At 73.1% G+C, this 25,790-nt stretch carries 17 protein-coding genes; 7 read left to right on the top strand and 10 right to left on the bottom strand.

Going from position 1 to position 25,790, the window contains the following annotated elements:
- Positions 1 to 167 precede the first annotated feature (167 nt).
- A complete protein-coding gene (locus AC07A4_RS38215) occupies positions 168 to 1,274 on the top strand; it encodes an AI-2E family transporter (RefSeq protein WP_478608317.1) in 1,107 nt (368 codons plus the stop codon).
- Here the strand turns inward: AC07A4_RS38215 and AC07A4_RS38220 are convergent.
- A complete protein-coding gene (locus tag AC07A4_RS38220; RefSeq protein ID WP_478608487.1) occupies positions 1,184 to 3,469 on the bottom strand; it encodes a SpoIIE family protein phosphatase in 2,286 nt (761 codons plus the stop codon). The genes AC07A4_RS38215 and AC07A4_RS38220 overlap by 91 nt on opposite strands.
- Before the next feature lie 217 nt (positions 3,470 to 3,686).
- Here AC07A4_RS38220 and aspS point away from each other — a divergent pair, with 217 nt between their 5' ends.
- The 3 genes from aspS to AC07A4_RS38235 all read left to right on the top strand — a co-directional run bounded on the left by aspS (position 3,687) and on the right by AC07A4_RS38235 (position 9,827).
- Positions 3,687 to 5,483, top strand: a complete 1,797-nt coding sequence (aspS, locus tag AC07A4_RS38225) for an aspartate--tRNA ligase (RefSeq protein WP_478608320.1) — start codon at positions 3,687 to 3,689, stop codon at positions 5,481 to 5,483.
- Between the two features lie 472 nt (positions 5,484 to 5,955).
- Positions 5,956 to 8,184 carry a DEAD/DEAH box helicase family protein gene (locus AC07A4_RS38230; RefSeq protein ID WP_478608321.1) on the top strand — a complete coding sequence of 743 codons (2,229 nt, stop codon included), beginning with the start codon at positions 5,956 to 5,958 and terminating at the stop codon, positions 8,182 to 8,184.
- A 47-nt stretch (positions 8,185 to 8,231) separates the two neighbouring features.
- Complete coding sequence (locus AC07A4_RS38235; RefSeq protein WP_478608323.1) at positions 8,232 to 9,827, top strand: amino acid ABC transporter substrate-binding protein; 1,596 nt, start codon at positions 8,232 to 8,234, stop codon at positions 9,825 to 9,827.
- 50 nt (positions 9,828 to 9,877) lie between these two features.
- Here the strand turns inward: AC07A4_RS38235 and AC07A4_RS38240 are convergent, their stop codons facing one another.
- Both AC07A4_RS38240 and AC07A4_RS38245 read right to left on the bottom strand, forming a co-directional pair.
- Positions 9,878 to 10,072: a hypothetical protein gene (locus tag AC07A4_RS38240; RefSeq protein WP_478608325.1), complete on the bottom strand. Its 195-nt coding sequence runs from the start codon at positions 10,070 to 10,072 to the stop codon at positions 9,878 to 9,880.
- A gap of 96 nt (positions 10,073 to 10,168) precedes the next feature.
- Positions 10,169 to 11,038 (bottom strand): NAD(P)-dependent oxidoreductase, encoded by an 870-nt coding sequence (locus AC07A4_RS38245; protein WP_478608327.1) that lies wholly within the window; start codon positions 11,036 to 11,038, stop codon positions 10,169 to 10,171.
- Positions 11,039 to 11,155: 117 nt separating this feature from the next.
- On the opposite strand from AC07A4_RS38245, the gene AC07A4_RS38250 reads away from it, so the two are divergent.
- Positions 11,156 to 11,743: a TetR/AcrR family transcriptional regulator gene (locus AC07A4_RS38250; protein ID WP_478608329.1), complete on the top strand. Its 588-nt coding sequence runs from the start codon at positions 11,156 to 11,158 to the stop codon at positions 11,741 to 11,743.
- 77 nt (positions 11,744 to 11,820) lie between these two features.
- Here AC07A4_RS38250 and metG read toward each other — a convergent pair whose 3' ends face one another.
- Entirely contained in the window at positions 11,821 to 13,449 is a 1,629-nt protein-coding gene (gene metG, locus AC07A4_RS38255) for a methionine--tRNA ligase (protein WP_478608331.1), read from the bottom strand.
- Between the two features lie 79 nt (positions 13,450 to 13,528).
- Positions 13,529 to 15,508 (bottom strand): VWA domain-containing protein, encoded by a 1,980-nt coding sequence (locus AC07A4_RS38260; RefSeq protein ID WP_478608333.1) that lies wholly within the window; start codon positions 15,506 to 15,508, stop codon positions 13,529 to 13,531.
- A 207-nt stretch (positions 15,509 to 15,715) separates the two neighbouring features.
- Here AC07A4_RS38260 and AC07A4_RS38265 point away from each other — a divergent pair, with 207 nt between their 5' ends.
- Entirely contained in the window at positions 15,716 to 17,827 is a 2,112-nt protein-coding gene (locus tag AC07A4_RS38265) for a PhoX family protein (RefSeq protein ID WP_478608335.1), read from the top strand.
- A gap of 79 nt (positions 17,828 to 17,906) precedes the next feature.
- Here AC07A4_RS38265 and AC07A4_RS38270 read toward each other — a convergent pair whose 3' ends face one another.
- Entirely contained in the window at positions 17,907 to 19,112 is a 1,206-nt protein-coding gene (locus AC07A4_RS38270; RefSeq protein WP_478608337.1) for a hypothetical protein, read from the bottom strand.
- Between the two features lie 162 nt (positions 19,113 to 19,274).
- Positions 19,275 to 20,393 carry a LysR family transcriptional regulator gene (locus tag AC07A4_RS38275; protein ID WP_478608340.1) on the bottom strand — a complete coding sequence of 373 codons (1,119 nt, stop codon included), beginning with the start codon at positions 20,391 to 20,393 and terminating at the stop codon, positions 19,275 to 19,277.
- A 209-nt stretch (positions 20,394 to 20,602) separates the two neighbouring features.
- Here AC07A4_RS38275 and snpA point away from each other — a divergent pair, with 209 nt between their 5' ends.
- Positions 20,603 to 21,283 carry a snapalysin gene (gene snpA, locus AC07A4_RS38280; protein ID WP_478608342.1) on the top strand — a complete coding sequence of 227 codons (681 nt, stop codon included), beginning with the start codon at positions 20,603 to 20,605 and terminating at the stop codon, positions 21,281 to 21,283.
- 223 nt (positions 21,284 to 21,506) lie between these two features.
- Here snpA and AC07A4_RS38285 read toward each other — a convergent pair whose 3' ends face one another.
- The 3 genes from AC07A4_RS38285 to AC07A4_RS38295 form a co-directional block, all read right to left on the bottom strand.
- A complete protein-coding gene (locus AC07A4_RS38285; protein ID WP_478608345.1) occupies positions 21,507 to 23,480 on the bottom strand; it encodes an FUSC family protein in 1,974 nt (657 codons plus the stop codon).
- Positions 23,481 to 23,736: 256 nt separating this feature from the next.
- A complete protein-coding gene (locus tag AC07A4_RS38290; protein WP_478608347.1) occupies positions 23,737 to 24,741 on the bottom strand; it encodes an endonuclease/exonuclease/phosphatase family protein in 1,005 nt (334 codons plus the stop codon).
- Positions 24,742 to 24,765: 24 nt separating this feature from the next.
- Positions 24,766 to 25,683: a hypothetical protein gene (locus tag AC07A4_RS38295; RefSeq protein WP_478608349.1), complete on the bottom strand. Its 918-nt coding sequence runs from the start codon at positions 25,681 to 25,683 to the stop codon at positions 24,766 to 24,768.
- Positions 25,684 to 25,790: the final 107 nt, after the last annotated feature.

Here is a 25,790-nt window from a genome sequence, read left to right on the forward strand (position 1 = left end):
CCACCCCTCGCCGTGCCGCGCCCGGCAGGGGCGCTCGCCGTACCGCGCCCGGCACGGCCACGCCGCCGAACGGCCACGCCACCCCGCGCGGCACCCCCGGTGACGGGGCGTCATCCGATTGGCCGTCCGCCCGCGACAGCCCACCACGGCCGTGCTCCGCTGGAGGCGTGCGACTGCTTCCCGAACCCGTACGCCGGCTCGCCGCCTGGTGTGCCGTCGTCCTGCTCGTCGCCGGGGTGGCCTGGGTCGGGATCCGGCTGTGCGTGGAGTTCAAGACGGCCGTGACGCCCGTGCTCCTGGCGCTGCTCGGCACGGCCCTGCTCGGGCCGATGTACCGGCGCCTCGTCAAGGCCGGGGTCCACCGGTCGGTGGCCGCGGGGCTGACCTGCGCGGCCGTGCTCGCCGTGGTCGGCGGCGCGGTGTACATCGTGGTCGCCGCGCTCATCGACACCGGCGACCAGATCATCGCCTCGCTCAGGGACGCGGCGCGGTCGCTCGCCGACCACTTCGGCGCGGCCGGTACGTCCCTGGACGACCTGGCGGCCAACTCCAAGGACCTCCTGGGCAAGTTCGGCGGGACGGCGGCCTCCGGGGTCGTCAGCGGGCTGAGCGTGGTGGGCGAGATGATCGCCACCGCCGTGCTCGCGCTGCTCCTCGTGTTCTTCTTCCTGCGGGACTCCCACAAGACGGCGGACGCGCTGCGCTCGCTGGTGCCCGCGCACTCCGGGGACACCGTCGAGGCGATGGCCCGGCGGGCCTTCGGGGCCGTCGAGGGGTTCATGCGCGGCACCACGTTCATCGCGCTCATCGACGCCGTGTGCATCACCGTCGGGCTGCTGGTCCTGCGCGTCCCGGGCGCCCTGGGGCTCGGCGCGCTGGTCTTCGTGGGCGCCTACATCCCGTACCTGGGAGCGTTCCTGTCCGGCGCCATCGCCATCCTCGTGGCGCTCGCCGACCGCGGCCTGGTGATCGCTCTGTGGGCGCTCGGCGTGGTGCTCGCCGTGCAGGTCCTGGAGGGGCACGTGCTCCAGCCGATGATCCAGAGCAGGACCGTGCAGATGCACCCGGCGGTCGTGATGCTCGCGATCACCGCGGGCGCGTCCGTCGCCGGGATCATCGGGATGCTGCTCGCCGTGCCGCTGACGGCGGCCGCGTTCGGGGTGATCAGCGAACTGCGCGCCCGCTACGAGGAGAAGGCACCCTCGGCCTCCCCGGCCTCCCCGGGGGCCTCCGCGCCCTCTACGGAGCCGCCGCCCGCCCCCGGCCCTTCGTAGAGCTCGAACCAGATGCTCTTGCCCTCGCCGCGCGGGTCGACGCCCCACCGGTCGGCAAGCAGGTCCATCAGGACCAGGCCCCGGCCCGAGGAGGCGAGCTCCCCGGGGTGCCGCTTGTGCGGCAGGTCGTCGCTGCCGTCGGTGACCTCCGCGCGGAGCCTGCGCGTGCCCTCATCGCCGGTGACCTCCGCGACCAGCAGGGCGTCGCCGTCGGTGTGCACCAGGACGTTGGTGATCATCTCGGAGATCAGCAGGACCGCCGAGTCGACCTGGTCGGCGTCCGCCCAGTCGTGCAGCAGGTCCCGCAGATGGCCGCGCGCGCCCGCGACCCGCTCCGGCTCGGCCTGGGCGATGGTCAGCATCGTGCGGCGGGCCCGGGAGCGGAGCTCGGGGCGGCCGGTGCGGCGCAGCAGCAGGACGGCTATGTCGTCCTCGCGGCGGTCGGCGAGCGGCCCGGTCGTGTGGTGCGAGGACGGCCCGTGCACGGCCTGGACGAGGGTGTCGGCGAGCGTCTCCAGGCCGTCGTCCGCGCCGGGCCTCCGCTCGTACCGCGGCTCCGTCCGCGCCGCGTACGGGGACGGCTCGGTGAACCCCTCGTACTCCTCCAGGATGCGCCGGATCCGGGACCAGCCGGTCTCCAGGTCGTGGCCGCCGGTCTCGATGAGGCCGTCCGTGCAGGTCAGCATCGTTTCGCCGGTGTCAAGGACGAGCCGGGTCGTGGGGTAGTCCGCGTCCGGGTCGATGCCCAGGGGCAGACCGCCCGCGACGGACCGCTGGAGAACCGTTCCGTCGGCCATGCGTATGACGGGCTCGGGGTGGCCCGCGCGGGCGATCTCCAGGACGCCGGTGGCCGGGTCGGCCTCTACGTAGAGGCACGTCGCGAAGCGCGGGTCGGCGCCCGGCTCGTCCCGGCTGTCCGTGGAGCCGTAGGTGATCCCGTCGGTGATGCCCGAGAGGAAGCGCGTGGCGCGGGACAGGACGGCGTCGGGGCGGTGGCCCTCGGAGGCGTACGCGCGCAGGGCGATCCGTAGCTGCCCCATCAGGCCCGCGGCCCGCACGTCGTGGCCCTGGACGTCGCCGATGACGAAGGCGATGCGGCCGCTGGGCAGCGGGATCATGTCGTACCAGTCGCCGCCGACCTGGAGGCCGCCGCCGGTCGGGACGTAGCGGGCGGCGACGCTCATGCCGGGGATCTCCGGGCCGAGCGTCGGCAGCATCGACCGCTGGAGGCCGTCGGTCAGCTCCCGCTCGGACTCGGCGACCCCGGCCCGCGACAGGGCCTGCGCCAGCATGCGGGCGACCGTCGTCAGGACGGAGCGCTCGTCGGGCGTGAACGAGACGGGGTACGTGAAGGCCGCCATCCAGGTGCCCATGGTCCGCCCCGCCACCGTCAGCGGCAGGAACGCCCAGGACTGGCGTTTGAAGCGGGAGGCGAGCGGCCAGGCCGTCGGATAGCGGCGGCGGTACTCGTCCGGCGACGACAGATAGACGGCGCGGCCGGTGCGCAGCACCTCGGCGGCCGGATAGTCGGTCTCCAGGGGCATGGTGGCGAGCGGGTCGTCGTCCCCGTAGCCGTGGTGCCCGTGGTGGCCGATGACGGTGAGGCGGTCGCCCGCGGCGCCGAACACGGCGAGCCCGTCCGGCGAGAAGCCGGGCATGGAGAGGCCCGCCGCGACCCGCAGGACCTCCTCCGTGGACCGCGCCTCCGCCAGCGCGCGGCCCGCGTCGAGCAGGAACGCCTCCCGGGAGCGGCGCCAGTCGCCGGTGACGGGCGCGCGGGCGGCGGCGCCCGGGGTCGGCTCGCTGACCTCCTGGAGGGTGCCGATCAGTTCGTAGGCGTTCGACGCGGCGTCGTGCACGATCGGGCGGGTGCGGCTGCGGACCGTGCGCAGGACGTGCCGCCCCTGCTCGTCCATGATCCGCAGCCGGGCCTCGGCGAGGGTGCCCTCGGCGACGGCGAGCTGCACGATGCCGTGGATCTCGTTCCAGTCCACGGGGTGGAAACGGGAGCGCACGCCGACCTCGGTGGTGGTCTGGGCGCGCGGCGAGAGCCCGAGGAGCCGGGCGGCCTCGGCGTCCAGGGTGACCACTCCGGAGGCGTTGTCCCAGCGCCACAGGCCGGTGGCGATCGCGGCGAGCACGTCCCCCACCGGGGGCAGTGCGCCCTGGCCGGGCGGCGAAGAGGCGTCCCCCATCCGCTCGCGGGGCTCATCGGTGCGCATTGACTCACTGTAGGAAGAGGTACGGACCAGCCGCCACTGTGGCCCCGCGACCGCCCGTGCGGCCCGGTCCGAGGGGGAAGTGATCTTCCGCCGGACGGTAGCCTTGACAGCCAGCAAGTTCCCCGGGCGCGCCCGCGCGGCGCGAACCGGGACCGCAGCCCCCCGATCTCGAAAGACTGGATGAACGACGATGCATCGGTACAGGTCCCACACGTGCGGTGAGCTCCGCGCCTCTGACGTCGGCACGGACGTCCGGCTGAGCGGCTGGCTGCACAATCGCCGAGACCTGGGCGGCATCCTCTTCATCGACCTGCGCGACCACTACGGCATCACGCAGCTGGTCGCCCGCCCCGGCACGGCCGCCGCCGAGGTCCTGGACAAGCTGTCCAAGGAGACGGTCGTCCGCGTCGACGGCAAGGTCGTCTCGCGCGGCGCGGAGAACGTGAACGCGGAGCTGCCCACCGGCGAGATCGAGATCGAGGCCGTCGACGTCGAGGTGCTCGGCGCCGCGGCCCCGCTGCCCTTCACGATCAACGCGGAGGACGGCGTCAACGAGGAGCGGCGCCTGGAGTACCGCTTCCTGGACCTGCGCCGCGAGCGCATGCACCGCAACATCATGCTGCGCTCCGCGGTCATCGCCTCGATCCGCCACAAGATGGTGGCCCTCGGCTTCAACGAGATGGCGACGCCGATCCTCACCGCGACCTCCCCCGAGGGCGCCCGCGACTTCGTCGTCCCGTCCCGCCTGAACCCGGGCAAGTTCTACGCCCTGCCGCAGGCGCCGCAGCAGTTCAAGCAGCTGCTCATGATCTCCGGCTTCGACCGGTACTTCCAGATCGCGCCCTGCTTCCGCGACGAGGACGCGCGCGCGGACCGCTCGCCGGGCGAGTTCTACCAGCTCGACGTCGAGATGTCCTTCGTCGAGCAGGAGGACGTCTTCCGGCCGATCGAGCAGCTCATGACCGAGCTGTTCGAGGAGTTCGGCAACGGCCGCCACGTCACCTCGCCGTTCCCGCGCATCCCGTTCCGCGAGGCGATGCTGAAGTACGGCTCGGACAAGCCGGACCTGCGCGCCCAGCTGGAGCTCGTCGACCTCACCGACGTGTTCGCGGACTCGGGCTTCAAGGCCTTCGCGGGCAAGCACGTGCGGGCCCTGCCGGTGCCGGACACGGCCGGGCAGTCCCGCAAGTTCTTCGACGGCCTCGGCGAGTACGCGGTCGAGCAGGGCGCCAAGGGCCTGGCCTGGGTGCGCGTCGGCGAGGACGGCTCGCTCTCCGGACCGATCGCCAAGTTCCTCACCGAGGCGGACGTCGAGGAGCTGACCAAGCGCCTCGCCCTGGCCCCCGGCCACGCGGTGTTCTTCGGCGCGGGCGACTTCGACGAGGTCTCCAAGATCATGGGCGCGGTCCGGGTCGAGGCCGCGAAGCGTGCCGGGCACTTCGAAGAGGGCGTGTTCCGCTTCTGCTGGATCGTCGACTTCCCGATGTACGAGAAGGACGAGGAGACCGGGAAGATCGACTTCTCCCACAACCCGTTCTCCATGCCCCAGGGCGGCATGAAGGACCTGGAGGAGAAGGACCCCCTCGACATCCTCGCCTGGCAGTACGACATCGTCTGCAACGGCATCGAGCTGTCCTCCGGCGCCATCCGCAACCACGAGCCCGAGGTCATGCTGAAGGCCTTCGAGATCGCGGGCTATGACGCGGAGACCGTGGAGCAGGAGTTCGCGGGCATGCTCCGCGCGTTCCGCCTCGGCGCGCCGCCGCACGGTGGCATCGCGCCCGGCGTCGACCGGATCGTGATGCTCCTCGCGGACGAGCCGAACATCCGCGAGACCATCGCGTTCCCGCTGAACGGCAACGCGCAGGACCTCATGATGGGCGCGCCCACGGTGCTTGAGGAGGCTCGGCTGCGGGAGCTGAACATCGCCCTGCGCAAGCCGGTTGCCTCCGGCAAGGGTGAGCAGGGGGGCGGCGCCGCCCAGTAGGCGCTGGCCCATCGGCGCTCCGCGCCGTGTCCTCAAACGCCGGACGGGCTATTTCTCCCACCCGCCCGCCCTTACACCTGCGGTTGCCCTCGCACCCCCCGACCTAGCGGCTCGCGGGTGGGTGGGTGGGAAAACACCCCGAGCAGGGGGCGCGCCAGCGCGAAGAAGGGCGGGTGGGTGGGAAATCCAGCCCGTCCGGCGTTTGAGGACGAGCGCGCAGCGCGACGACTTAGCCCGTCCGGCGTTTGAGGACGAGGCGCGGAGCGCCGAAAGGCTTTGAGCGGGCCCCGAGGGCAGCCGCACCCGGAGCGGGGAGGGGTGGGTCTGGGGCGCACCCGCGAGGTGTCAAGGGGCGCGAAGAGGGGAATCGTGGCTCGGATGCGGCTCATCAACAGACGGGCCGCTCCACTACCCTGACGGTCCCTCACGGCGAGGCCCGGCGGGGACGGAACCGTGACGCATCGGGGGGCCGGTGTCCGAGGACCTGGGATTAGGCAAGCTGCTGGACGACGACGGCCTGGTCGCCCACCTACTCGGCAAGACGGCCAAGGGCCGCAACCGCCCACTCCTGTACGGCCCCGACCTGCCCGTGGTGTTCCTCACCGGCGGCCCCGGCATGGGCAAGGGCCGCCTCCTGCGCTGCGTACGCGACGAGTTCGGACGCTACGTTCCGGCCGCGCACGTCGACTGCGCCGCCCCCGTGTTCCGCGAGCGCGCCGAGCAGCGGTCCGCGACCCGCTCCGAGGTCACCGAGGCGCTGCGGGAGCTGGCCGTCCAGTTCGGCGCGTGGAGCGGGGACGGCGGGGCGATCGGCGCCCCGCGCCTGTACGCGGGCCTGGTCGCCGTCGCCGCCGGTGACCCCCTGGCCAGCTCCGCCGAGGGCCTCGACGAGGTGCGCAGGCACGACGACCTGCTGCCGAAGGGCTCGTTCTGGGGCGGCCTGCTGCACCGCGCCGTACGCGCCTACCTCGCCTCCCTCGGCGCGCTGCTCGTCGCCCAGCCGCTGGCCACACCGCTGATCACGGCCATCCTCGACGAGCTCTTCGAACGGACCTCCAGCGAGGGCAAGGCGGCCCTGGAGTCCTGCTACGGCTCCTATTCGGGCGCGGCCGGGCACCCCAGGCTCGGCCTGCACGCGCTCAGCGTCGACTTCCAGCAGGGCGGCGAAGGACGCGCCAACGCCGAGAGCTTCCTGTTCCGGGCGCTGCGCGAGGACGTCGATGCGGCCTACACCTCCGTGCGCGGCCGGATGACACGGGCAGGGCGGCCCGCCGTGCTGCTCGACCACGCCGACAACGCCCTCGGCCGCGGTCTGGTCCGCCCGGTGCTGCTCGACCGCGAGAGCGGCCACCACGACCGCGTGGCCGTCCTCGCGACGGCGCGCCGCGCGGACGGCGGCCGCTTCCTGTACCGCTCGACGGACGCGGGCGGCGACGCCCCCCTCTCCTGGGGCCCCGCGGACGGCGGCCTGCCCGCCTGGGAGCGAAGACAGGGCGGCGTTCCGGGCCTGGTCGCGCCCGCGCGCGGCGTGCTGCTCGTCCGGATGCCGTCGCTGACCTCCGAGCAGCAGAACCACGAGCTGGCCCGGCTCCAGGGCCACGGCCACGACGCGGGCCACCAGATCGGCGAGCACGCGGCGCGGCTGCGCGTGGAGAGCGCCGTGCACCGCCTCTCCGGCGGACGGCCCCGGTTCGTCACGCGCCTCGGCGAGGCCGCGGCCGCGCTGCGCGTCACGGACCCGGCCGCGCTCACCGACTGGGCGCTGCTCGATGTGCCGGTGCGCTCCAAGGACGCGTCGGACGCGCCGCCGCTGCCCGTCGCCGAGCTCCTCCTCGACGACCTGGTCGCCCGCCAGCTGCCCGAGGAACTGCCGCCCGAGCAGCACGGCCACTGGCTGGACCTGCTCAGCCACCTCTCGGTCGCGCACACCGGTCCGTGCGCGCAGCGCCTGATCCGCGCCCGGCAGGGCGACCGCGACGAGCGCCTGTCCGCGTACCGCGTCGCCGAACTCCTCCACGACAGCGGCTGGCCGCACTGCCCGCGCCACTTCATCGGCGACCGGGGCCTGCGCCATCTGCTGATGCGGCGCCTGTACGGGATGACCTCGCCCGGCGGGGCCGGGCAGGGCGGGTGGTCGCGCCGCAGGGGCCAGCCGCCGCAGCGGGGCGCGGTGTGGCGGGCCGACCACGTGCTGCTGCGGGACCACTTCGGGGGCGAGGACACCGCCGACGAGCTGTTCGGCACGGCGGCCGCGCACGCCGCGCACCACGACCTGGCCGCGTGCGGCGCCGAGGGCGCGGTGACACGTCTCACCGGGACGTTCCCCGCGCGCGACGCGGGCCGCGACATGGCCGGCTGGTGCGCGGAGCTCCTCGCGATCGCGGGCGCGCCCTGCGAGGCCCCGCTGGCGGGCACCGCCGACGACCGGCACGCCCGCGCGCTCGGCGAGACCCCGGCGTCCGGCGACGACGTGCTGCGGCGCCGCGTCGACCGGCTGCTGCACGCGGTGTGGCTGTACGAGGACCGTACGGGCCCGGTGGACCCGGCGGTGACCGGCACCTGGCGGCAGCTCCTCGACCGGCTCGCGGACGAACCGGTGCCGGGCGTGGAGGTGCTGACGCGGACCGCCGGGGAGTGGGACCAGCGGGCGCGGGAGCGGCAGCCGCTGGCGCCCTGCGCGTGCGCACGGCACATCGGCTAGGGACTCGGCGAGCGGCCCCGGAGGGCGGGGCGGCGAAAGGGGCGGCGGTGCTGAACTGGCTGTACCACCACGTGTGGGCGACGCGCCTGAAGAAGGCCACGACGATCCTGGTCGTGGTGGCCGCCGGGGTCGCCGCGGGCATCCTGGTGCCGCGCGGCGTCGGCGGCCCCGACCGGTGCGCCGACGGCGTGGAGCGGCACGGCGGCGAGTGCGTCGGCGTCAACGGCTCCGGCTACGACTTCGGCACGCCCGAGATCGCCAAGGTCAGCGAGGCGATCGCCAAGGAGAACCGGCGCGTCGACGGCGAGCCGCACATCACCGTCGCGATGATGCTGCCCCTGCAGCCGGAGTCGTCCGCCGAGCGCGGCCAGTTGCGCAGCGACGTACAGGGCGCCTATCTCGCCCAGTACCGCGCCAACCGCGCCGAGCAGAAGCCCCTGATCCGTCTCGTCCTCGCCAACCCCGGCCGTAACTACGCCCAGCAGGAGCGGGTCGTCGACGACCTGGCCGCGCTCGCGGACGACGACAAGCACAACCTGCGCGCGGTCACCGGCTTCAACTTGAGCCTGCGCGCCACCGTCGCCGCCGTGGACCGGCTCACCAACGAGCTGCACGTCCCCGTCCTGATCAGCAGGGCCAGCGCGGACGAGCTCGCCAACCCCGAGGGGCGCGGGGCCAAGCCGCGCTTCAAGGGGCTCGCCCGGGTGATCCCCACCAACCAGCAGCAGGCGGCCGCCCTCGCCGCGTTCCACCGCGGGCTGCGCGACGAGGAGACCGTCCTGGTCAAGGACACGCGCCCCGACGACATCTATGTGGAGTCCCTCGCGCGCGCCTTCAGCAGGGACGAGGCGGGCCCGGCGGGCGCGAAGGACCAGGAGTTCACCTCGCCTTCGATCAACGACCCGGGCGAGACGGGCAATGACTTCTCCCTCATCGGCCACAACATCTGCCAGTCGCGGGCGAAGGTCGTGTACTTCGCCGGACGGCCCGTGCACCTGCGGCTCTTCGCGCTGAAGCTCGCGGAGGTGCCGTGCAGGGGCAAGCGGTACACGGTCGTCAGCGGTTCGGGCGCGGCGACCCTGGACCGGTACATGAGCGACGCCGACTGGACGAAGCTGCGGGGCGGCTCGGGCGCGAAGGAGTCGACGGTCACCGTGGAGTACACGGCGCCCGGCCACCCCGAGGCGTGGACGCGGGCGCTGCGGGGCAAGCGCGGGACGGACGGGCCCGCCTATCTGACCGAGCCACAGCGGGAGTTGGCGGAGCTGCGCGCGCTCACCCGCCGCGAGGGTGCCGGGGACATCGGGCCCGTCACGTACGACGACTCGCGCACGATGCTCGTGCACGACGGGGTGCGGACGATCGCGCAGGCCGTGTTCCTCGCGAACGCCCAGTCGGCCGGTGAGGTGCCGCCCCGCGAGCGGGTCTCCGCCCAGTGGTCCCGGCTCGAGTCGGCGCACCGGGTGGCCGGAACCAGTGGGTGGGTGTGCCTCACGAACGCGGGCAACCCCTATGACAAGCCGGTGGCGGTGGTCCGGCTCGACCCCCGGACGCGGAAGCTGGCGTTCATGGGCCTGGGCTGGCCGGAGGGCAAGGAACAACCGGGCGACTGCGTCGTACCCAGCGGGGGCTCTGGGCCTTAGGCGGCGTCTGTTGGCGCTCCGCGCCTCGTCCTCAAACGCCGGACGGGCTCTTACGCGGCTCTCTTGGGGGAGTCGTGGGCCTCGGCTTCCGCTGTGGCCCACTCCGTGACCAGGCGTTGGTACTCACGTCGCTGGTCGGTGCTCAGCCGCCCGCCGCAGCGCAGCCACAGCGCACGGATCTCCTCGTTCACCTCGTCCGCGGTGCGCCTCGGGCGCCGCGGCTCGGAAGCGGGATTCGTGGCCATGCTGTGAAGCGTACGTGCGGGGGCGTGAAGGCGAAGTGAGACCGGTCACGAAGTGATCAAGAGCTCACTGTGACCGTACGGATCAAGCCAGCCCCGTCAGGAGGCCTTGCGGATCAACTCCACCATCCTGCTGAAGCTGTCCGCGCCGTACCCGGCGTCCGTGCCCTTGCGGAAGGCGTCCAGGACCACCTGCGGGAAGGCCGTGTCGACGCCCGCGGCCTCGTTCGTGTGGACGACGTGCTCCATGCTCGCGAGGCCCATGGACATGCGGTCGACGTCGCCGGAGTGGTCGCCCGCGTCGATGCGGGGCGCGTAGAAGTCGATGAACTGCCGCATGCCCTCGTAGTTGCCCGCTACGTACGGGGCGATCTCCGCGGCCTTGATGCCGTGGGCGTCGGCCAGGGCGACGGCCTGCCAGTAGGCGAGCATCGCGGGCCAGAAGACGACCATGTTGAGCTGGTACATGAGGGCCGCGGTGCCCGGGTCCTCGCCCCGGTAGTCGGTCTGGCCGGTGATCACCTCAAGGGCCTCGCGATGGGTGTCGTAGGCCTCGCGGGGGCCGCTGTAGAAGGTGGACATGTCCGGGCTGCCGATGGTGGGCGGCGGGGACAGGACGCCGCCGGTGAGGTGGGTGCCGCCGAGCCCGGTCACCCAGCGGGCGGCGGCGCGCGCCTTGTCCGGGACGTCCGAGCTGAGGTTCACCAGGACGCGGCCCGCGACGGCCCGCTCGGCGCCCGCGAGCGCCGTGTACATCGCGTCGTAGTCGATCAGGCTGAGGATCACCAGGTCATTGGCGCGCAGGGCGTCCTCGGGGGTGGCGGCGAGGCGGGCGCCGCGCTCGACGAGGGCGTCGGCGCGGGAGGGGGTGCGGTTCCAGACCGTGACCTCGTACCCCCGGTCCAGGTAGGCGCTCGCCATGGCGTGCCCCATGGGGCCGAGCCCGATGACGGTAACGGAGCGTGACATACGTATCCCCTTGTTCAAGCGAAGAGTTACTAGAACGAGCGCTCTATCTAGCGCCTGGGCAAAACGTAGCACGGCTCTAGAACGAACGCTCTACTTAGTGCGGGGTAAGGTGGCGGGATGAGTCAGTACAAGGCGCCGCCCAGCACGCGCGAGCGGATCGTCGTGGTCGCCGCGCGGCTCATCCAGCGGCAGGGCTACGTCGGCACCGGCATCAAGCAGATCGCCACGGAGGCGGAGGCCACCCTTGGCTCCGTCTACCACTTCTTCCCGGGCGGCAAGGAGACGCTGGCCGTGGCCGCGCTCCAGCACGGGGGGAAGGAGTTCACCTGGCTCCTGGAGGACGCGCTCACCCCCGAGGCGGACCCGGCCGCCGCCATCGAGGCCTGTGCCGTCCAGCTCGCCGTCGGCCTGCGCGAGTCCGGCTGGACCGACGGCTGCCCCCTCACGGCCGCCGCCCTGGAGACCCTCGGCACGGACTCCGAGATCCAGCGGGTGTGCGGCGAGGTGCTGCGCGGCTGGCAGGACGTGGTCGCCAAGAAGCTCCTGGCCTGTGGCTTCGCGGAGACGGACGCCCGCGAGGTGGCCGCCACGGTCATCAGCACGCTGGAGGGAGCGGAGGTCACCGCGCAGGTCAGCCGCAGCGAGGAGCCCCTGCGGGTGGCGGGACGGCAACTCGCGCGCCTGGTACGGACGTACACCGCCTGACGCACACCGCCTGAGGACAGCGAAAGGGCCCGGAGCCAAGCGGCTCCGGGCCCTTTCGAGGCGTCGTCAGACTGTCATCACGCCTGCTTCGGCTCCTCCAGGCGCGGGAAGAGCACCGCGCCCTTGGTCACCGTGGAGCCCGCGGGGAGCTTGCCCCAGGCGCCCGCGTCCTGGACGTTCTGGTCCGCGAGCGCGCCCAGCGAGGCCTCGGCGCCGAGGGAGTCCCACAGCTGCTGCGAGGTGTCCGGCATGACGGAGTTGAGCAGCACCGCGACCGCGCGCAGCGACTCGGCGGCGGTGTACAGGATGGTGGCAAGGCGAGCCTTGCCCTCCTCGGAGTCATCCTTGGCGACCTTCCACGGCTCCTGCTCCGTGATGTAGCCGTTGACCTGCTTCACGAAGTCGAAGACGGCGAGGATGCCGCCCTGGAAGTCGAGCTCGTCGCCGATCTTGCGGTCGGCCTCGGCGACGGCCTTGGCGAGGCCCTCGTGCACGGCCGTCTCCGCGGGTCCGTCGGCCGTCGCGGCGGGCAGCGCGCCGCCGAAGTACTTGCCGACCATGGCGGCCACGCGCGAGGCGAGGTTGCCGTAGTCGTTGGCGAGCTCGCTGGTGTACCGGGCGGTGAAGTCCTCCCAGGAGAAGGAGCCGTCCTGGCCGAAGGCGATGGCGCGCAGGAAGTACCAGCGGTAGGCGTCGACGCCGAAGTGCGAGGTCAGGTCCTGCGGCTTGATGCCGGTCAGGTTCGACTTCGACATCTTCTCGCCGCCGACCATCAGCCAGCCGTTGGCGGCGATCTTGCCGGGCAGCGGCAGGCCCTGGGCCATCAGCATCGCGGGCCAGATCACCGCGTGGAAGCGGAGGATGTCCTTGCCGACGAGGTGCACGTTCGCGGGGAAGGTCTCGCCGAACTTGGCGGGGTTCTCGTTGTACCCCACGGCCGTCGCGTAGTTGAGCAGCGCGTCGACCCACACGTAGATGACGTGCTTGTCGTCCCAGGGAACCGGGACGCCCCAGTCGAAGGTGGACCGCGAGATCGACAGGTCCTGGAGCCCCTGCTTGACGAAGTTCACGACCTCGTTGCGCGCCGACTCGGGCTGGATGAAGCCGGGGTTCGCGGCGTAGTGCTCGAGCAGCTTGTCGCCGTACTCGCTCAGCTTGAAGAAGTAGTTCTCCTCGCTGAGCAGCTCGACCGGCTTCTTGTGGATGGGGCAGAGCTTCTGCCCGTCGTACGCGCCCTCGCCGTCGAGGAGCTCGCCCGGAAGCTTGTACTCCTCACACCCCACGCAGTACGGGCCCTCGTAGCCGCCCTTGTAGATCTCGCCCTTGTCGTAGAGATCCTGGACGAACTCCTGGACGCGGTCCGTGTGCCGCTTCTCCGTCGTACGGATGAAATCGTCGTTCGCGATCTCCAGGTGCTCCCAGAGGGGCCGCCAGGCCTCCTCCACGAGCTTGTCGCACCACTCCTGGGGAGTGACGCCGTTCGCCTCGGCCGTGCGCATGATCTTCTGACCGTGCTCGTCCGTGCCGGTGAGGTACCACACCTTCTCGCCGCGCTGTCGGTGCCAGCGCGTGAGCACGTCGCCTGCGACGGTCGTGTAGGCGTGGCCCAGGTGAGGAGCGTCGTTGACGTAGTAAATGGGGGTCGATACGTAGAACGACTGCACGCCGTTCGCCGCCCCCTGCTTCTCGGATCCAGTGGCCGCCATGGTCGAAATCCTAACGGCCCCACGAAGATCGATTCACATCCGCACGAGGTGTGAGACGCAGGTGTGAGACGGGCGCCCCCTAGGGGCGCCAGGCGGCGAGCAGCCCCTCGTAGAGCTCCTTGTCGGTGCGGTCCTTCGGGGCGGGACCCGCGAGGTGGTGTCCCGCGTTGTCGGCTTTCAGCCTGCGCAGATAGTCGAAGGCCTTGCCATCCTCCTCCCCGAAGGCGACGAAGGAGAAGAACAGCGGGTGCCGGGCGGCGTCCGCCAGGGCCTGGGTGGCGGGGCCCTTGGTGTCCGGGGCGCCGTCCGTCTGGAACACCACGAGCGCGGGTTCGTCCCGGTGCTCCGCCTTCTCGTAGTGCGCCACCACCTCCTCCACGGCGCGGTGGTAGCTGGTGCGGCCCATGCGGCCGCAGGCCGCGTGCAGCTCTTCCACGCGGGTCTCGTGGTCGGCGAGGGTGAGGGCGGCGGTGCCGTCGACGTCCGTCGAGAAGAACACGACGGTGACCGTGGCGGTCGGGTCCAGGTGCGCGGCCAGGGCCAGGGTCTGGTCGGCGAGGTGCTGGACGGAGCCGTCCTTGTAGTACGGGCGCATGGACCCCGACCGGTCGAGGACGAGGTACACATGGGCGCGGGTGCCTGCGAGGCCGCGCTTCCTGAGGGCGGCGCCCGCGGCCTTGTAGGCCGAGCCCAGCCGCGGCGCCCGCGCCTTGACCCTGGCCAACGCCACCGCGGGCGCCGCCACCGTGCTCCCGCCCTCACCTTGCGGCGCCTCGGCTGCCGCCGGGCTGGCGTCTTCGGCCTGCGGTGCCTTGGCTGCCGCCGGGCTGCCGCCCTCGCCTTGCGGTGCCTTGGCTGCCGCCGGGCTGCCGTCTCCGGCCTGCGGTGCCTCGGCTGCCGCCGGGGCGGTGTCCGTGGCATCCGGTGCTACGGCTGCCGCCGGGGTGGTGCCTACGGCGTCCGGTGTTTCGGCTGGCGCCGGGGTCGGGGCTTGGTCAGCAGTACCCGGCGCGGTGGGCTGTGCCCACCCGTCCCGCCCTGCGGGACGATTGCCCACAGCGGTGGGGTCGGGTGCGGGGGGTTCCGGGTTGCTGTCTTCGGCGGTGGGGGTGCTCGGGGGGAGCGGTGCGTCCGTGTCGGTGGGGATCGACGCGTCCGTGTGGGTGGGGGCTTCCGGCTTGGCGGGCGGTGGGGTGGTGCCTTCGGCAGTGACGGGGTCCGTGGAGGCCGACGCGTCCGCGTCGGTGACCGCCTCCGGCTTGGCGGGCTGTTCCGCGTGGGCGGGGGTGTCCGCGGGCGGGTTCGCTTCCGCTCGCGGAACCGCGTCCATGGAGGGTTCGGCGTTGTCTTGCGGTGCGGCCTCGGCGAGGGGCTCGTCCTTGGGTGCGGGTGCTGCCTCTGCGAGGGCCCCTGCCTGGGCCTTCCGGGCCGTTTCTGCGAGGGGTTCGGCCTTGGGAGAGGGCTCGGCCTCGGCGAGGGGCTCGGCTTTGGATGCGGGTGCTGCTTCCGCAGAGAGTTCGGCCTTGGGCGAGGGCGCTGCTTCCGTGGAGGGCTCGGCCTCGGTGAGGGGTTCGGCCTCGGGCTCGGCCTTGGCGAGGGGTTCGGCCTCGGGCGAGGGTGCTGGCTCCGTGGAGGGCTCGGCCTCGGGTGAGGGGGCTGTTTCCGCGAGGGGCTCTGCCTGGGGGGTCGGGGATGTGTTGGGGACGGGGGATTCCCCGGTGGCCTGGGTGGGGGCCGTTTGTGGCTTCGAGTCATGGGCGGGTGGGTGGGAAACCCCCGCCGCGGAGCGGCGGGCGGCCGCACGCACCGTCACGTTGTCGAACGCCGCAGCCACGAGCTCCTCCGCCGCGGACGTCCGCGCAGCCGGAACAGCCGCCGAGGACGGCGCAGCCCCAGCCGGGGCGACCTTCGCGGGGGCGGGCTCCGACGGGGCGGGCTCCGCAGGGGCCGGCTCCAGAGGGGCGGCCTCCGCCGGGGTGCCCCCCGCAAGGGACCCCGCAGCGCGTCGCTTGGTCCGGGAGCGTTGGAACGCGTCCCGCAGACGACCCAGAATGCCCATCTCCGCACCCTTTCAGATGAGTTATAGCCCCGCCGGCCCTGGCCAAGACAGACACGTAAGGTTAGCGGCCACCCGCGCCAGCGGGACGCCCCCCACGGCCGCCCCGTATTTCACCCCCCGTTCACCTCCCGTCCCCCGCCCTGCTGGCCACCCCCTCTAGCCTCCAGCCGGAAACCGCTGCGATCCGGCCACTCTGGAGGAAACCCCGTGCGCAAGCTGCTCCCCCTGATCACCTCGCACCCGGGCGGCTCCGGCGGCCGTTCGGCCATGACGTGCCGGTTCCGCTGCGGCGACGCCTGCTTCCACCCGGTGCCGAACACGAGCGACAACGAATACGTCGGCGACGTCATAGCCGGTGCCCTCAGCCGCCGTTCGATGATGCGCGCGGCGGCCGTGGTGACGGTGGCGGCCTCGGCCGCGGGCGGCGTGGCGCTCGGCCCCGGCGCCGGTGAGGCCACCGCGGCCGAGGGCGCGGCCCCGGCGGCGTACAAACCCAGAGGCAAGAAGGCCGCGCGCGGCCTGCGCTTCGCCCCCGTCGCCCCGAACACCGCCGACACGGTGACGATCCCCGAGGGCCACCGCCAGAACGTCGTGATCCGCTGGGGCGAGCCCATCCTGCGCGGCGCCCCGGCGTTCGACGCGGACAAGCAGTCCGCGAAGGCCCAGGCGGGCCAGTTCGGCTACAACAACGACTTCCTCAGCCTGCTGCCGCTGCGCGGCGAGAGCGAGGAGCACGGCCGTCAGGTGCTCGTGGCCAACCACGAGTACACGGACGAGATCCTGATGTTCAAGGGCTACGACGCCAAGAACCCGACCCGCGAGCAGGTCGAGATCGCCTGGGCCGCGCACGGCCTGTCCGTCGTCGTGGTCGACGGCGAGCGCAAGACCGGCGCGCTGCGCGCCGTGCCCCGCCACCACCTCAACCGGCGCCTCACCACCACCAGCAAGTTCCACCTCACCGGGCCCGCCGCGCGCAGCGAGTACGTCCGTACGAAGGCCGACCCGCGCGGCACCACCGTCCTCGGCACCCTCAACAACTGCTCCGGCGGCACCACCCCGTGGGGCACGACGCTGCACGGCGAGGAGAACTTCAACCAGTACTTCGCGCACGCGGACAAGGTCACGGACCCGACGCAGGCGGCGCGCCTGAAGCGCTACGGCGTCGCGGGCGGGGAGTCGGAGCGCAAGTGGGAGCGGTTCGACGACCGCTTCGACCTCACCAAGGAGCCGAACGAGCCGAACCGCTTCGGCTGGGTCGTCGAACTCGACCCGTACGACCCGGACTCCGTCCCGCGCAAGCGCACCGCGCTCGGCCGCTTCAAGCACGAGGGCGCGCAGCCCCGCCTGACCAGCGACGGCCGCCCGGTCGTCTACATGGGCGACGACGAGCGCTTCGACTACGTGTACAAGTTCGTCGGCAGCAAGCGCATGGCGAAGGGGAACTCGCGCTGGGCGCGCGAGCACAACCTGACGCTGCTCGACGAGGGCACCCTGTACGTCGCCAAGTTCACGGGCGACTCCCCGGCCGCGGAGATCGACGGCACGGGCAAGCTGCCGAGCGACGGCGAGTTCGACGGCAGCGGCACGTGGATTCCGCTGGCCACCGCGTACGCGGGCGGCAAGGCCGTCTCGCACGTGGAGGGCATGACCGCCGACGAGGTGTACGTCTTCACGCGCCAGGCCGGTGACAAGGTCGGCGCCACGAAGATGGACCGCCCCGAGGACATCGAGCCGTCGCCGAAGACCGGCAAGGTCTACGTCGCGCTGACCAACAACAGCGACCGCGGCAAGCCCGGCAAGGCCGGTGCCGACGAGGCCAACCCGCGCAACCTCAACAAGCACGGCCAGGTGCTCGAACTGACGGAAGTCCGCAACCGCCCGGAGTCCACGCGCTTCGCCTGGAACCTCTTCCTCGTCGCGGGCGACCCGGGCGACCCGGCCACCTACTTCGCGGGCTTCCCCAAGGACAAGGTCAGCCCCATCTCCTGCCCGGACAACGTGGCCTTCGACCCGCACGGCAACCTGTGGATCTCCACCGACGGCAACCAGCTCGGCTCCCACGACGGCCTGTTCGGCGTCGCCACGAAGGGCGAGCGGCGCGGTGAGCTCAAGCAGTTCCTGACGATGCCGAAGGGCGCGGAGACCTGCGGCCCGCTGGTGCAGGAGCGGCGCGTGCTCGTCGCCGTGCAGCACCCGGGCGAGGTGGACGGCGCCTCCGTCGAGAAGCCCGCGAGCACCTGGCCCGACGGCCCCGGCAAGATCGTGCGCCCGGCGGTCGTGTCGGTGTGGCGCGCGGACGGCCGCGACATCGGCGTCTGAGTGCTCTGAGTGCTCTGAGTACGCGGACGGGGCACCCCCTTCAGCAGGGGGTGCCCCGTCTCCGTACGGCCGTCGGCGACTAGCCGTTCTGCCTGCGGCGGTACATCGCGAAGCCCAGGCCCGCCGCGCCGAGCGCCGCCATGCCGCCGCCCGCGGCGACCAGCGGGGTGCCGGGCGAGTCGTCGCCCACGCCGTCGGCGCCCGCCTTGACGCCGCCGTGCGGCACCTTGGTGGAGGTGCCCGGAGCGGTCGGCTTGGCGCCGCCCTTGTGGCCCTCGACCCAGCCCTTCATGGTGCCGTCCGGGTTGAGCACGAAGTGGGCGCCGTTGTGCTGGCCGTACGCGGCCTTGGCACCGGTCTGCCTCAGGGTGTCCCAGACGGTCTTCTTGCCGGTGTCGGGGGCCGGGGCGATCATGTCGGCCTCGTATCCGGCCTTGGTCTTGTAGACCTTGGCGTCGAAGCCGGTCTTGCCGAGGTTGGTGTACTCGCGCACGAAGACGCGCTTCTTCGCGGGCCCCGGCTTGGGCTTCGGCGGGGTCGGCGCCCCGGTCTTGGTGACCGTGCCGTCGGCCGTGAGCGTGAAGACGCAGCCGCCGATCTTCGTGGAGGCGGGCTTGATGTACGCCTTCAGGGAGCCCTTGGCGACGCCGTTCTGGAAGAGCTGCGCCTTGGCGCTGCGCGCGGAGGCGTTCACGTCGACCTTGGCGCTCCAGCCGTGGCCGAGGGAGACGGTGCCCTTGGAGACCCAGCCGCCGGGGACCGGCTTGTCCTTGTCCTTGTCCTTGTCCCCGTCCTTGTCGTCGCCGGAGCCGGTCTTGGTGACCGTGCCGTCGGTGGCGAGCGTGAACGTGTAGCCGCTGATCTTGGTGGACGCCGCCTGGCCCTCGGCGCTCAGGGAGCCCTTGGCGACGCCGTCCTGGAGGAGCTGCGCCTTGGCGGAGCGGGCGGAGGCGTTCACGTCGACCTGCGCGGTCCAGCCGCCGCCGAGGCTGACGGTGCCCTTGGACTCCCAGCCGCCGGGGACGGGCTTGTCCTGGTCGCCGTCCTTGTCGCCGTCGGGCGTGGTCCGGTCGTCCGGCTTGCCGTGGTCGTCCGGGGTCGTCTTGTCGTCCGGCGTCGGCGTGGGGTCCGGGTTCGGCGTCTGGTCGCCCGGCGCGGTGGCGCCGTCGGCCGCGTGCGGGGCCGGCGGGGTGTCGGCGAAGGCGGCGGTGGTGGGGACGGCGAGCGCGGCGATCGCGCCGGTGGCGATGGCGGCGGTGCGGATGGTGCGTCGGGTGGCGCGCATGGCGTGTTTCCCTCGTACTGGTCGGCGTCTTGTCCGTCTATGTGCCCCTTTGCGGTGGCGACGGATATGAACCTACGGGCGCCATGTGTGTGTCATCCGTAGAAAACGTAACAACTGGCCGCAGACCGCGACGCGGAACCGTAAAACGGTGGAAACCGCAGGTCAGAGAGGGGTTGGCCGAAGGTCACGGGTGGGGGTGGGACCAAGGTCCGGGGGCGGGGTGGGGGGAGCGGCGGGGAAGACGGCGGGGACGGCGGGGGCGGTGGTGCGGGTGGGGGGACAGGGAGGGGCACAGGGAGGGGGACAAGGCGGTGGGGGCGGGGGCGGGCCGGGGGGTGGGGGGCCCGCGCCCCGGTTGGTGAGCAGCCAGTCCTGGTAGGCGGGGGCCTCCGCGGCGGCCTCCCAGTACGCGGCCTCCAGGTCCCCGTACACGGCGTTCAGCTCCTCGTCCGTGCGGGCCGCGACGTACAGGCGGACGCCGAGCGGATCGCCGTGCAGGGGTCTGACGGCCATGTCGGGTCTCGCTACCGACGTCGGCTGGCAGACGGTGACGACCTCGCCGGTGGCGACGAGCGTGGCGGCGGTGAGGTAGTCGCCGTGCAGGACCCGGGGGTTGAGTCCGGCGGCGGAGAGCACCCGGCGCAGGCCGTCCCATTCGCCGTCGACGGTCGGGTCGACCATCCAGCGGTCGGCGGCGAGGTCGGTGAGGCGTACGACGGGGGCGCGGGCGGCGGGGTGGTCGGCGGCGAGGGAGACGAACTGCGGTTCGCGGTCGATGAGGACGCGGCGTCTGAGCCCGTCGGGGAATCTCAGCGGACTGCCGTCGACCTCGTGCACGAAGGCCACGTCGAGCTGGCCCTCGGTGACCTCGCGCAGGAGCGCGTTGGCGGAGACGTCCATCCGCAGGGAGGTCTCGGTGCCGGGCATGCTGGCGCGGAGCCTGCGCAGCCAGCCCGGTATGGCGCGGCTCGCGGTGGAGCCGATGCGCAGGCGGGCCTCGCCGTCGGCCGAGCGGGCGGCCGCGGCGCGCGCCTCGGTGACCAGGGCCCGCATCTCGATGACGAGGGGGCGGGCGCGGCTGAGGACGGAGCGGCCGAGCGGGGTGGGGCGGCAGCCGGTGCGTTCCCGGACGAAGAGGCGGCCGCCGACGGCGTGCTCGATCCGGCGCAGCTGGGTGGTCAACGAGGGCTGGCTCATGCCGAGTTCGCGGGCGGCCTTGTGCAGGCTGCCGCTGTCGGCGATGGCGCACAGTGCGCGGAGGTGCCTGACCTCGAGCTCCATGGGCGTGAGCGTAGAGCCGGTTACCGCGACACACCAGCCACCCAAACACCCATGGAACCCCAGAAGTTGCCCCTTTGTGCGGTGACCGGATGTGCGGTGATAGGGCCGCGCTATCGCCAGCTGCCATCATCCGCGGACGGCCCGGCTCCCTGACACTCACCCATACCGAAACGTTCATCTTTCATCGAACGAAATAGGGAGCCCCCCACATGCACAAGCGTTATGTGTCCGTCGCCGCCGCGCTCGGGCTCGCGGTCGCCGCGCTCGGCACCTCCTCCGTCGCTTCGGCGGCCTCGTCGTCCGACCAGAAGTCCGGCGCCACCAGCGCCTCCTCCTCGTACGCCCGGTACACGGGTTCCGCGGCAGAGGCCAAGGCCAACAAGGCGTTCTTCGAGGCCGTCGTCAAGGCGGTCGCCGAGAAGCGCGCCGCGAACCCCGGCGCCAAGGCCGTCACGGTGACCTACAGCACCTCGCGCGCCCCCTCGTTCCGGCAGCAGATCGCCGCCAGCACGTCCATATGGAACGCGGCCGTCACCAACGTCAAGCTCCAGGAAGGCTCCAGCGGTACGAGCTTCGAGTACCGCGAGGGCAACGACCCGCGCGGTTCGTACGCGAGCACCAACGGCCACGGGCGTGGCTACATCTTCCTGGACTACCGCCAGAACCAGCAGTACAACTCGACCCGTGTGACCGCTCACGAGACCGGGCACGTGCTCGGGCTCCCCGACAACTACCGCGGGCCGTGCTCGGAGCTGATGTCCGGTGGCGGGCCCGGCACGTCCTGCCAGAACGCGCAGCCCAACGCGGCTGAGCGGGCCCGCGTCAACCAGCTGTGGGCCAACGGGTTGGCCAAGGCCATCAAGCAGGTCCAGTCCTCAGCCAAGCACTGACCCGGCTGGGAGCCCCCTGGCCCACCCCTTCCCGACCTGGGGCTCCGCCCCAGACCCCGCTCCTCAAACGCCGGAGGGGCTAAAACTGTCGCAGCCACGGCCGGGACATCCAGCCCGTCCGGCGTTTGAGGACGAGGCGCGAAGCGCCAACATCTTTGAGCGGGGGAACGGGGGCAGCCGCCCCCGGATCGGGAAGGGGCGGGCCTGGGGCGCCCCGCGAGGCCTACGGACGCGGTGACGCGATGGCGCGGGCCGCGCCTACCTCTTGGCGCAAGGGTTCGAGGACGCTGTCCTCGGGCCCGGTGAACTCCACCGGCACCGGGACGAGCACCTCGACCTCCCGCAAGGCGGCGGCCAGTTCCCGCAGCTGCCGCACGACTTCCCCGACCTCCGCCCCCTCGGGGGCGGAGGTTCCGTGCCGTACGCGCACCCGCGCCGCCGTCGTCGCGTCGACGATCCGCTCGACGGCCACCACCAGCGGCCACCACGCGGCGGCCCGCGCCCCGGTGGGCGGCGGTTCGGTCAGGGCGCGCTGGAACTCCGTACGGATGTCGGACAGGTCCCGGTACAGGCGCCGCCGCATGCGCGCCCGCGCGGCCGGGTCGCCGCTGTCCCCGAACGCGCACTCCACGTACGCCGCCGTGTCGGCCACCGCGTCCGCGAGCCGGTCGCCGATGCGGGTGTGCCAGCTCTCCGGCCACAGCAGATAGCCCGCGACGAGCGCGATCGCGCAGCCGACGAGGCTGTCCAGGAGCCGGGGCATGACGAGCCCAAAGCCCTGGTGGTTGAGGACGTCCGACAGGAGCAGGATCACCGGGGTGATCGCGGCCGTCTGATAGCCGTACCCGCGCGGGGTGAGCGCGGGGATGAGCGTGGCGAGGACGAGCACCACCGGCACGTCCCACCAGCCGCGGTCGACGGCGCCGAGGACCGCCGCCGCCACCACGAGCCCCGCCGCCGTGCCAAGCGCCCGCAGTACCGCGCGCGAGAACACGGACCCGAAGTCGGGCTTGAGGACGAAGGTGACGGTGAGGGCCACCCAGTACGAGCGGGGCACGTCGACGAGGGACACCAGGGCCTGCGCGATGCCGATGCACAGCGCTAGCCGCAGGCCGTAGCGCCAGGAGGCCCCGGAGAGCACGACGTTGCGGGTGGCGCGCCGGGCCCGGACGCGCAGGGCGGCGGGGCGGCCGAGGCGGTCGTCGGCGCGGGTGGAGGTCAGCGGGTCGGGGTCGGCGAGGGTGTCGGCGACGTGCCGCAGCGCCTGGTGCACGGCGCGGGCCGCGGCGCCGTACGTCGTCGGCAACTCCTCGGGCAGGCCCAGATCGAGGGGGCCGGGGGCGGGCCCGCGCTCGATGGCGGCGGCGAGCCTGCGGGCCGCCTCCGGCAGTTCCGGCGGCAGCCGCTCGCCGTACTGGTGGGCGGCGGGCGCGGCCTCGACGACCGGGGTGACGGCGTTCAGCTCGGCGATGAGCCGCACCAGGTCGGGGCTGCGGCCGTGGTCGCGGGCGCGGCGGGCCAGGGCGAGGTCGTAGGCCTGGTTGAGGGAGGCGGTGACGGCGGCGCGGGCCCGGTCGTAGGCGTCGTCGCCGGTGTGCTCGGTCCCCGCGGCCTCCAGGAGCGCGGCCACGTCGCGGTACGCGGCGGCGACGGCGGCCCGTTCCGGCACGCCGGAGCGCAGCGGCCAGGCGAGCAGCGCGAGGACCAGGACGAGCAGGCCGCCGCCGGTCATCAGGGCGGGGGCCAGCCACCACTCACCGGGCAGCGGCAGGCCCGCGCCGATCACCGCGTTGAGCAGGAGCAGCAGGCCCGACACCGAGGCGACGGCGCCGATCGTCGACATCATCCCCGACACCAGCGCGATCAGGGTGACCGCGGCGACCGCGGCCCAGCCGTGGCCGAAGGCGAGCGCGCCCAGGGTGACGCCGATGGCGCCGAACAGCTGGGGGACGGCGATGTTGAGGATGCGCATGCGGTACGCGTCCGCGGTGTCGCCGATGACTCCGGAGAGGGCGCCCATGCTGGCGAGGGCGCCGTAGGCGGGCTCGCCCGCGGCCGTGCCGATGGCCAGGGGCAGGGCCATGGCGATGGCTGCGCGGGCCATGGCTGCCCAGGGGATGGGGGCCGGTTGTGGCTTGAGCGATCTGACGAGCCAGTCCGGTGGGGTCAGTGCGGCCAGGGGGGCGCGGCGGGGCATGCCGCCATTATGGCGGGGCATGGCTGTGACCTGGCCTTACGGTGCCCTCGCGGGACGCCCCAGACCCGCCCCTTCCCGAACCGGGGGCTGCCGCCCCCGTCCCCCCGCCCCACTGCATTGGCGCTCCGCGCCTCGTCCTCAAACGCCGGACGGGCTGGAACCACCGGCAGCTTCTAGCCCCTCCGGCGTTTGAGGAGCGGGGTCTGGGGCGGAGCCCCAGTTCGGGAAGGGGCGGGTCTGGGGCGTCCCACGCGGGCTATCCCCGGTGCAGCGTCACGTCCACGAGCACCGCACGGTGGTCCGTGTTGCCGAGGGTCAGGACGCGGGCCGCGTGCGCCGCGAAGTCCCGGGTCAGGAGGACGTGGTCGATCTGCGCGCCGAAGGGGCGGGGCAGGGCCGTGGGCCAGGTGGGCGTGCGGGACGCACCGGCGAGCCGCGCCCCGTCCCGCAGCCCGGCGCCGAGCACGCGCCGGAACGCCGCGTGGTCCTGCGTGGCGTTGAAGTCCCCGGCGATGACGGTGGGCCGCCCCCGCCCGGCCGCGGCGTAGTCCCGCAGCGCGCCGAGTTCGCGCCGCCACCGGTCCACGTCCCCCGGCACCGGCGGCATCGGATGCGCCAGCTGCACCCGCACCGGCACGCCCTTGACGTCGGCGACGGCCCCGGGCATGCCGAGGGTGCCGCGCACCCCGGCGGCCGCGCGCAGCGGCACGTTGCCGAGGATGACGGACCCGGCGGCGCCGTGCTTCTCGGCGGCGACGCGGTACGGATAGTCGGCCCCCAGCTCCGTGCGCAGCCGCGCGCGGCAGGCGTCGTCGCACTCGGAGACGAAGACGAGGTCGGGCTTGCGCTCCCGCACGGCCTTGACCAACCCGGGCGTGCCGCGCCCGAATTCGACGTTCGAGGCGAGGATGCGCAGGTCGGCGACCGGCGGCCCGTCGGGCTCGGCGACCTTGCCGTACGGCTCCATGAACCAGGCGAGCCCGCCGAGCACGGCCACCGCCCACACCAGGCCGGTCCGCCACCGCCCGTACGCGGCGAGCAGCAGCGCGGCGCCCGCGGGGGCGAGCAGCCACGGCAGGAAGGCCAGGAGCTGCGGCACCGGCGTGATCGCGTCCGTGTCGGCGGCGCGGCAGCCGAGCACCACGCTCACCCCCGCGAGCAGGACGGCCGCCGTCCAGGCGGAGAGCCGCCAGCGCCCGGGCCGTCGTCCGTACGGATCGGGGTCGGGTACGGCTTCGGGGGGTGCGGGCGGTGCCGTCACGGGCTCCAAGGGTGCGGCCTTTCGTCAGCGGGGTGCCCGCCGTGCGGCGCGCTGCCCGAATCCTCCCTTAGAGACGCGCGGGCCAGCGGGAAGGTTTCTCAGCGCCCCGCGCCGCCGCAGCCATCGGGCACCCCAGACGCCGAGCGCCACGGCGAGGCCCACCGCGAGCAGCACCCACGCCGCCGTGCGCAGGCTCGCGGTGAGGGCGTCGTAGACGGCGCCCGCGGCGGCCCGGGAGACGTCCGGCGGCAGGTCGTCGAGCGTGAGGGCGCGCCCCACGGCGAGGGCGGCGAACAGGACGGCGGCGGCGAGCGCCGTGCCGAGGCCGGTGAGGGCGACGGCGCGCCCGCGGCGGACGGCGAGCAGGATGCCGCCGACGGCGAGGGCCACGGCGGCGACGGGCAGCCACAGGCCCGCGGCCTGGAGCATGCGGAACCCCTTCCGGAAGTCGCTCAGGTCCTGCGCCTTCATCACCGTGACGGTGGTGTGGCGCACGGGGATGCGGTCGGCGAACGGCACGCCTTCGGCGTCGAGCTGCCGTTTGACCTGCTCGGTGATGGGGGCGAGGTCGATGGTGACGCCGCTGTCGGAGTCGTTGCGCAGGGCTTGTTCGACGGCCGCGTGGGCGGCGCGGTTCGCCGCGTTCCACGCGGTGCGGAAGGCCGGGGTCTCGGTGAAGGAGCGCACGGCCGCCCGCACGAACGACTCGACGGCGGACTGCAGCGGCCCCGCGTCGATCTCCTTGACCACGGAGTCGGTGACGGCGGCGGCGACCGCCGAGCGCACCGCCGGGTCGGAGGACAGGGGTGCCATCGTGGCGACGTACCGGTCCGTGTCCTCGATCTCGTACGTCGCCCAGGTGGCGACCGTGCCCGGCGCGACGAGGAGACAGGCGAGGGCGAGGGCGACGGCGGACAGGACGGAGCGCAGGCGTGGGGGCACGCCTCAAGGCAAGACCCCGGTCACGCTGGGCGCGACCGGGGTGGCTCCGGATGGAGCAAGCGAAAGTGACAGATCACTACGTGTGGGTGTACGGGCCGGGGGTGCCC

The organism is Streptomyces sp. NPDC043996 (genome assembly GCF_056435225.1).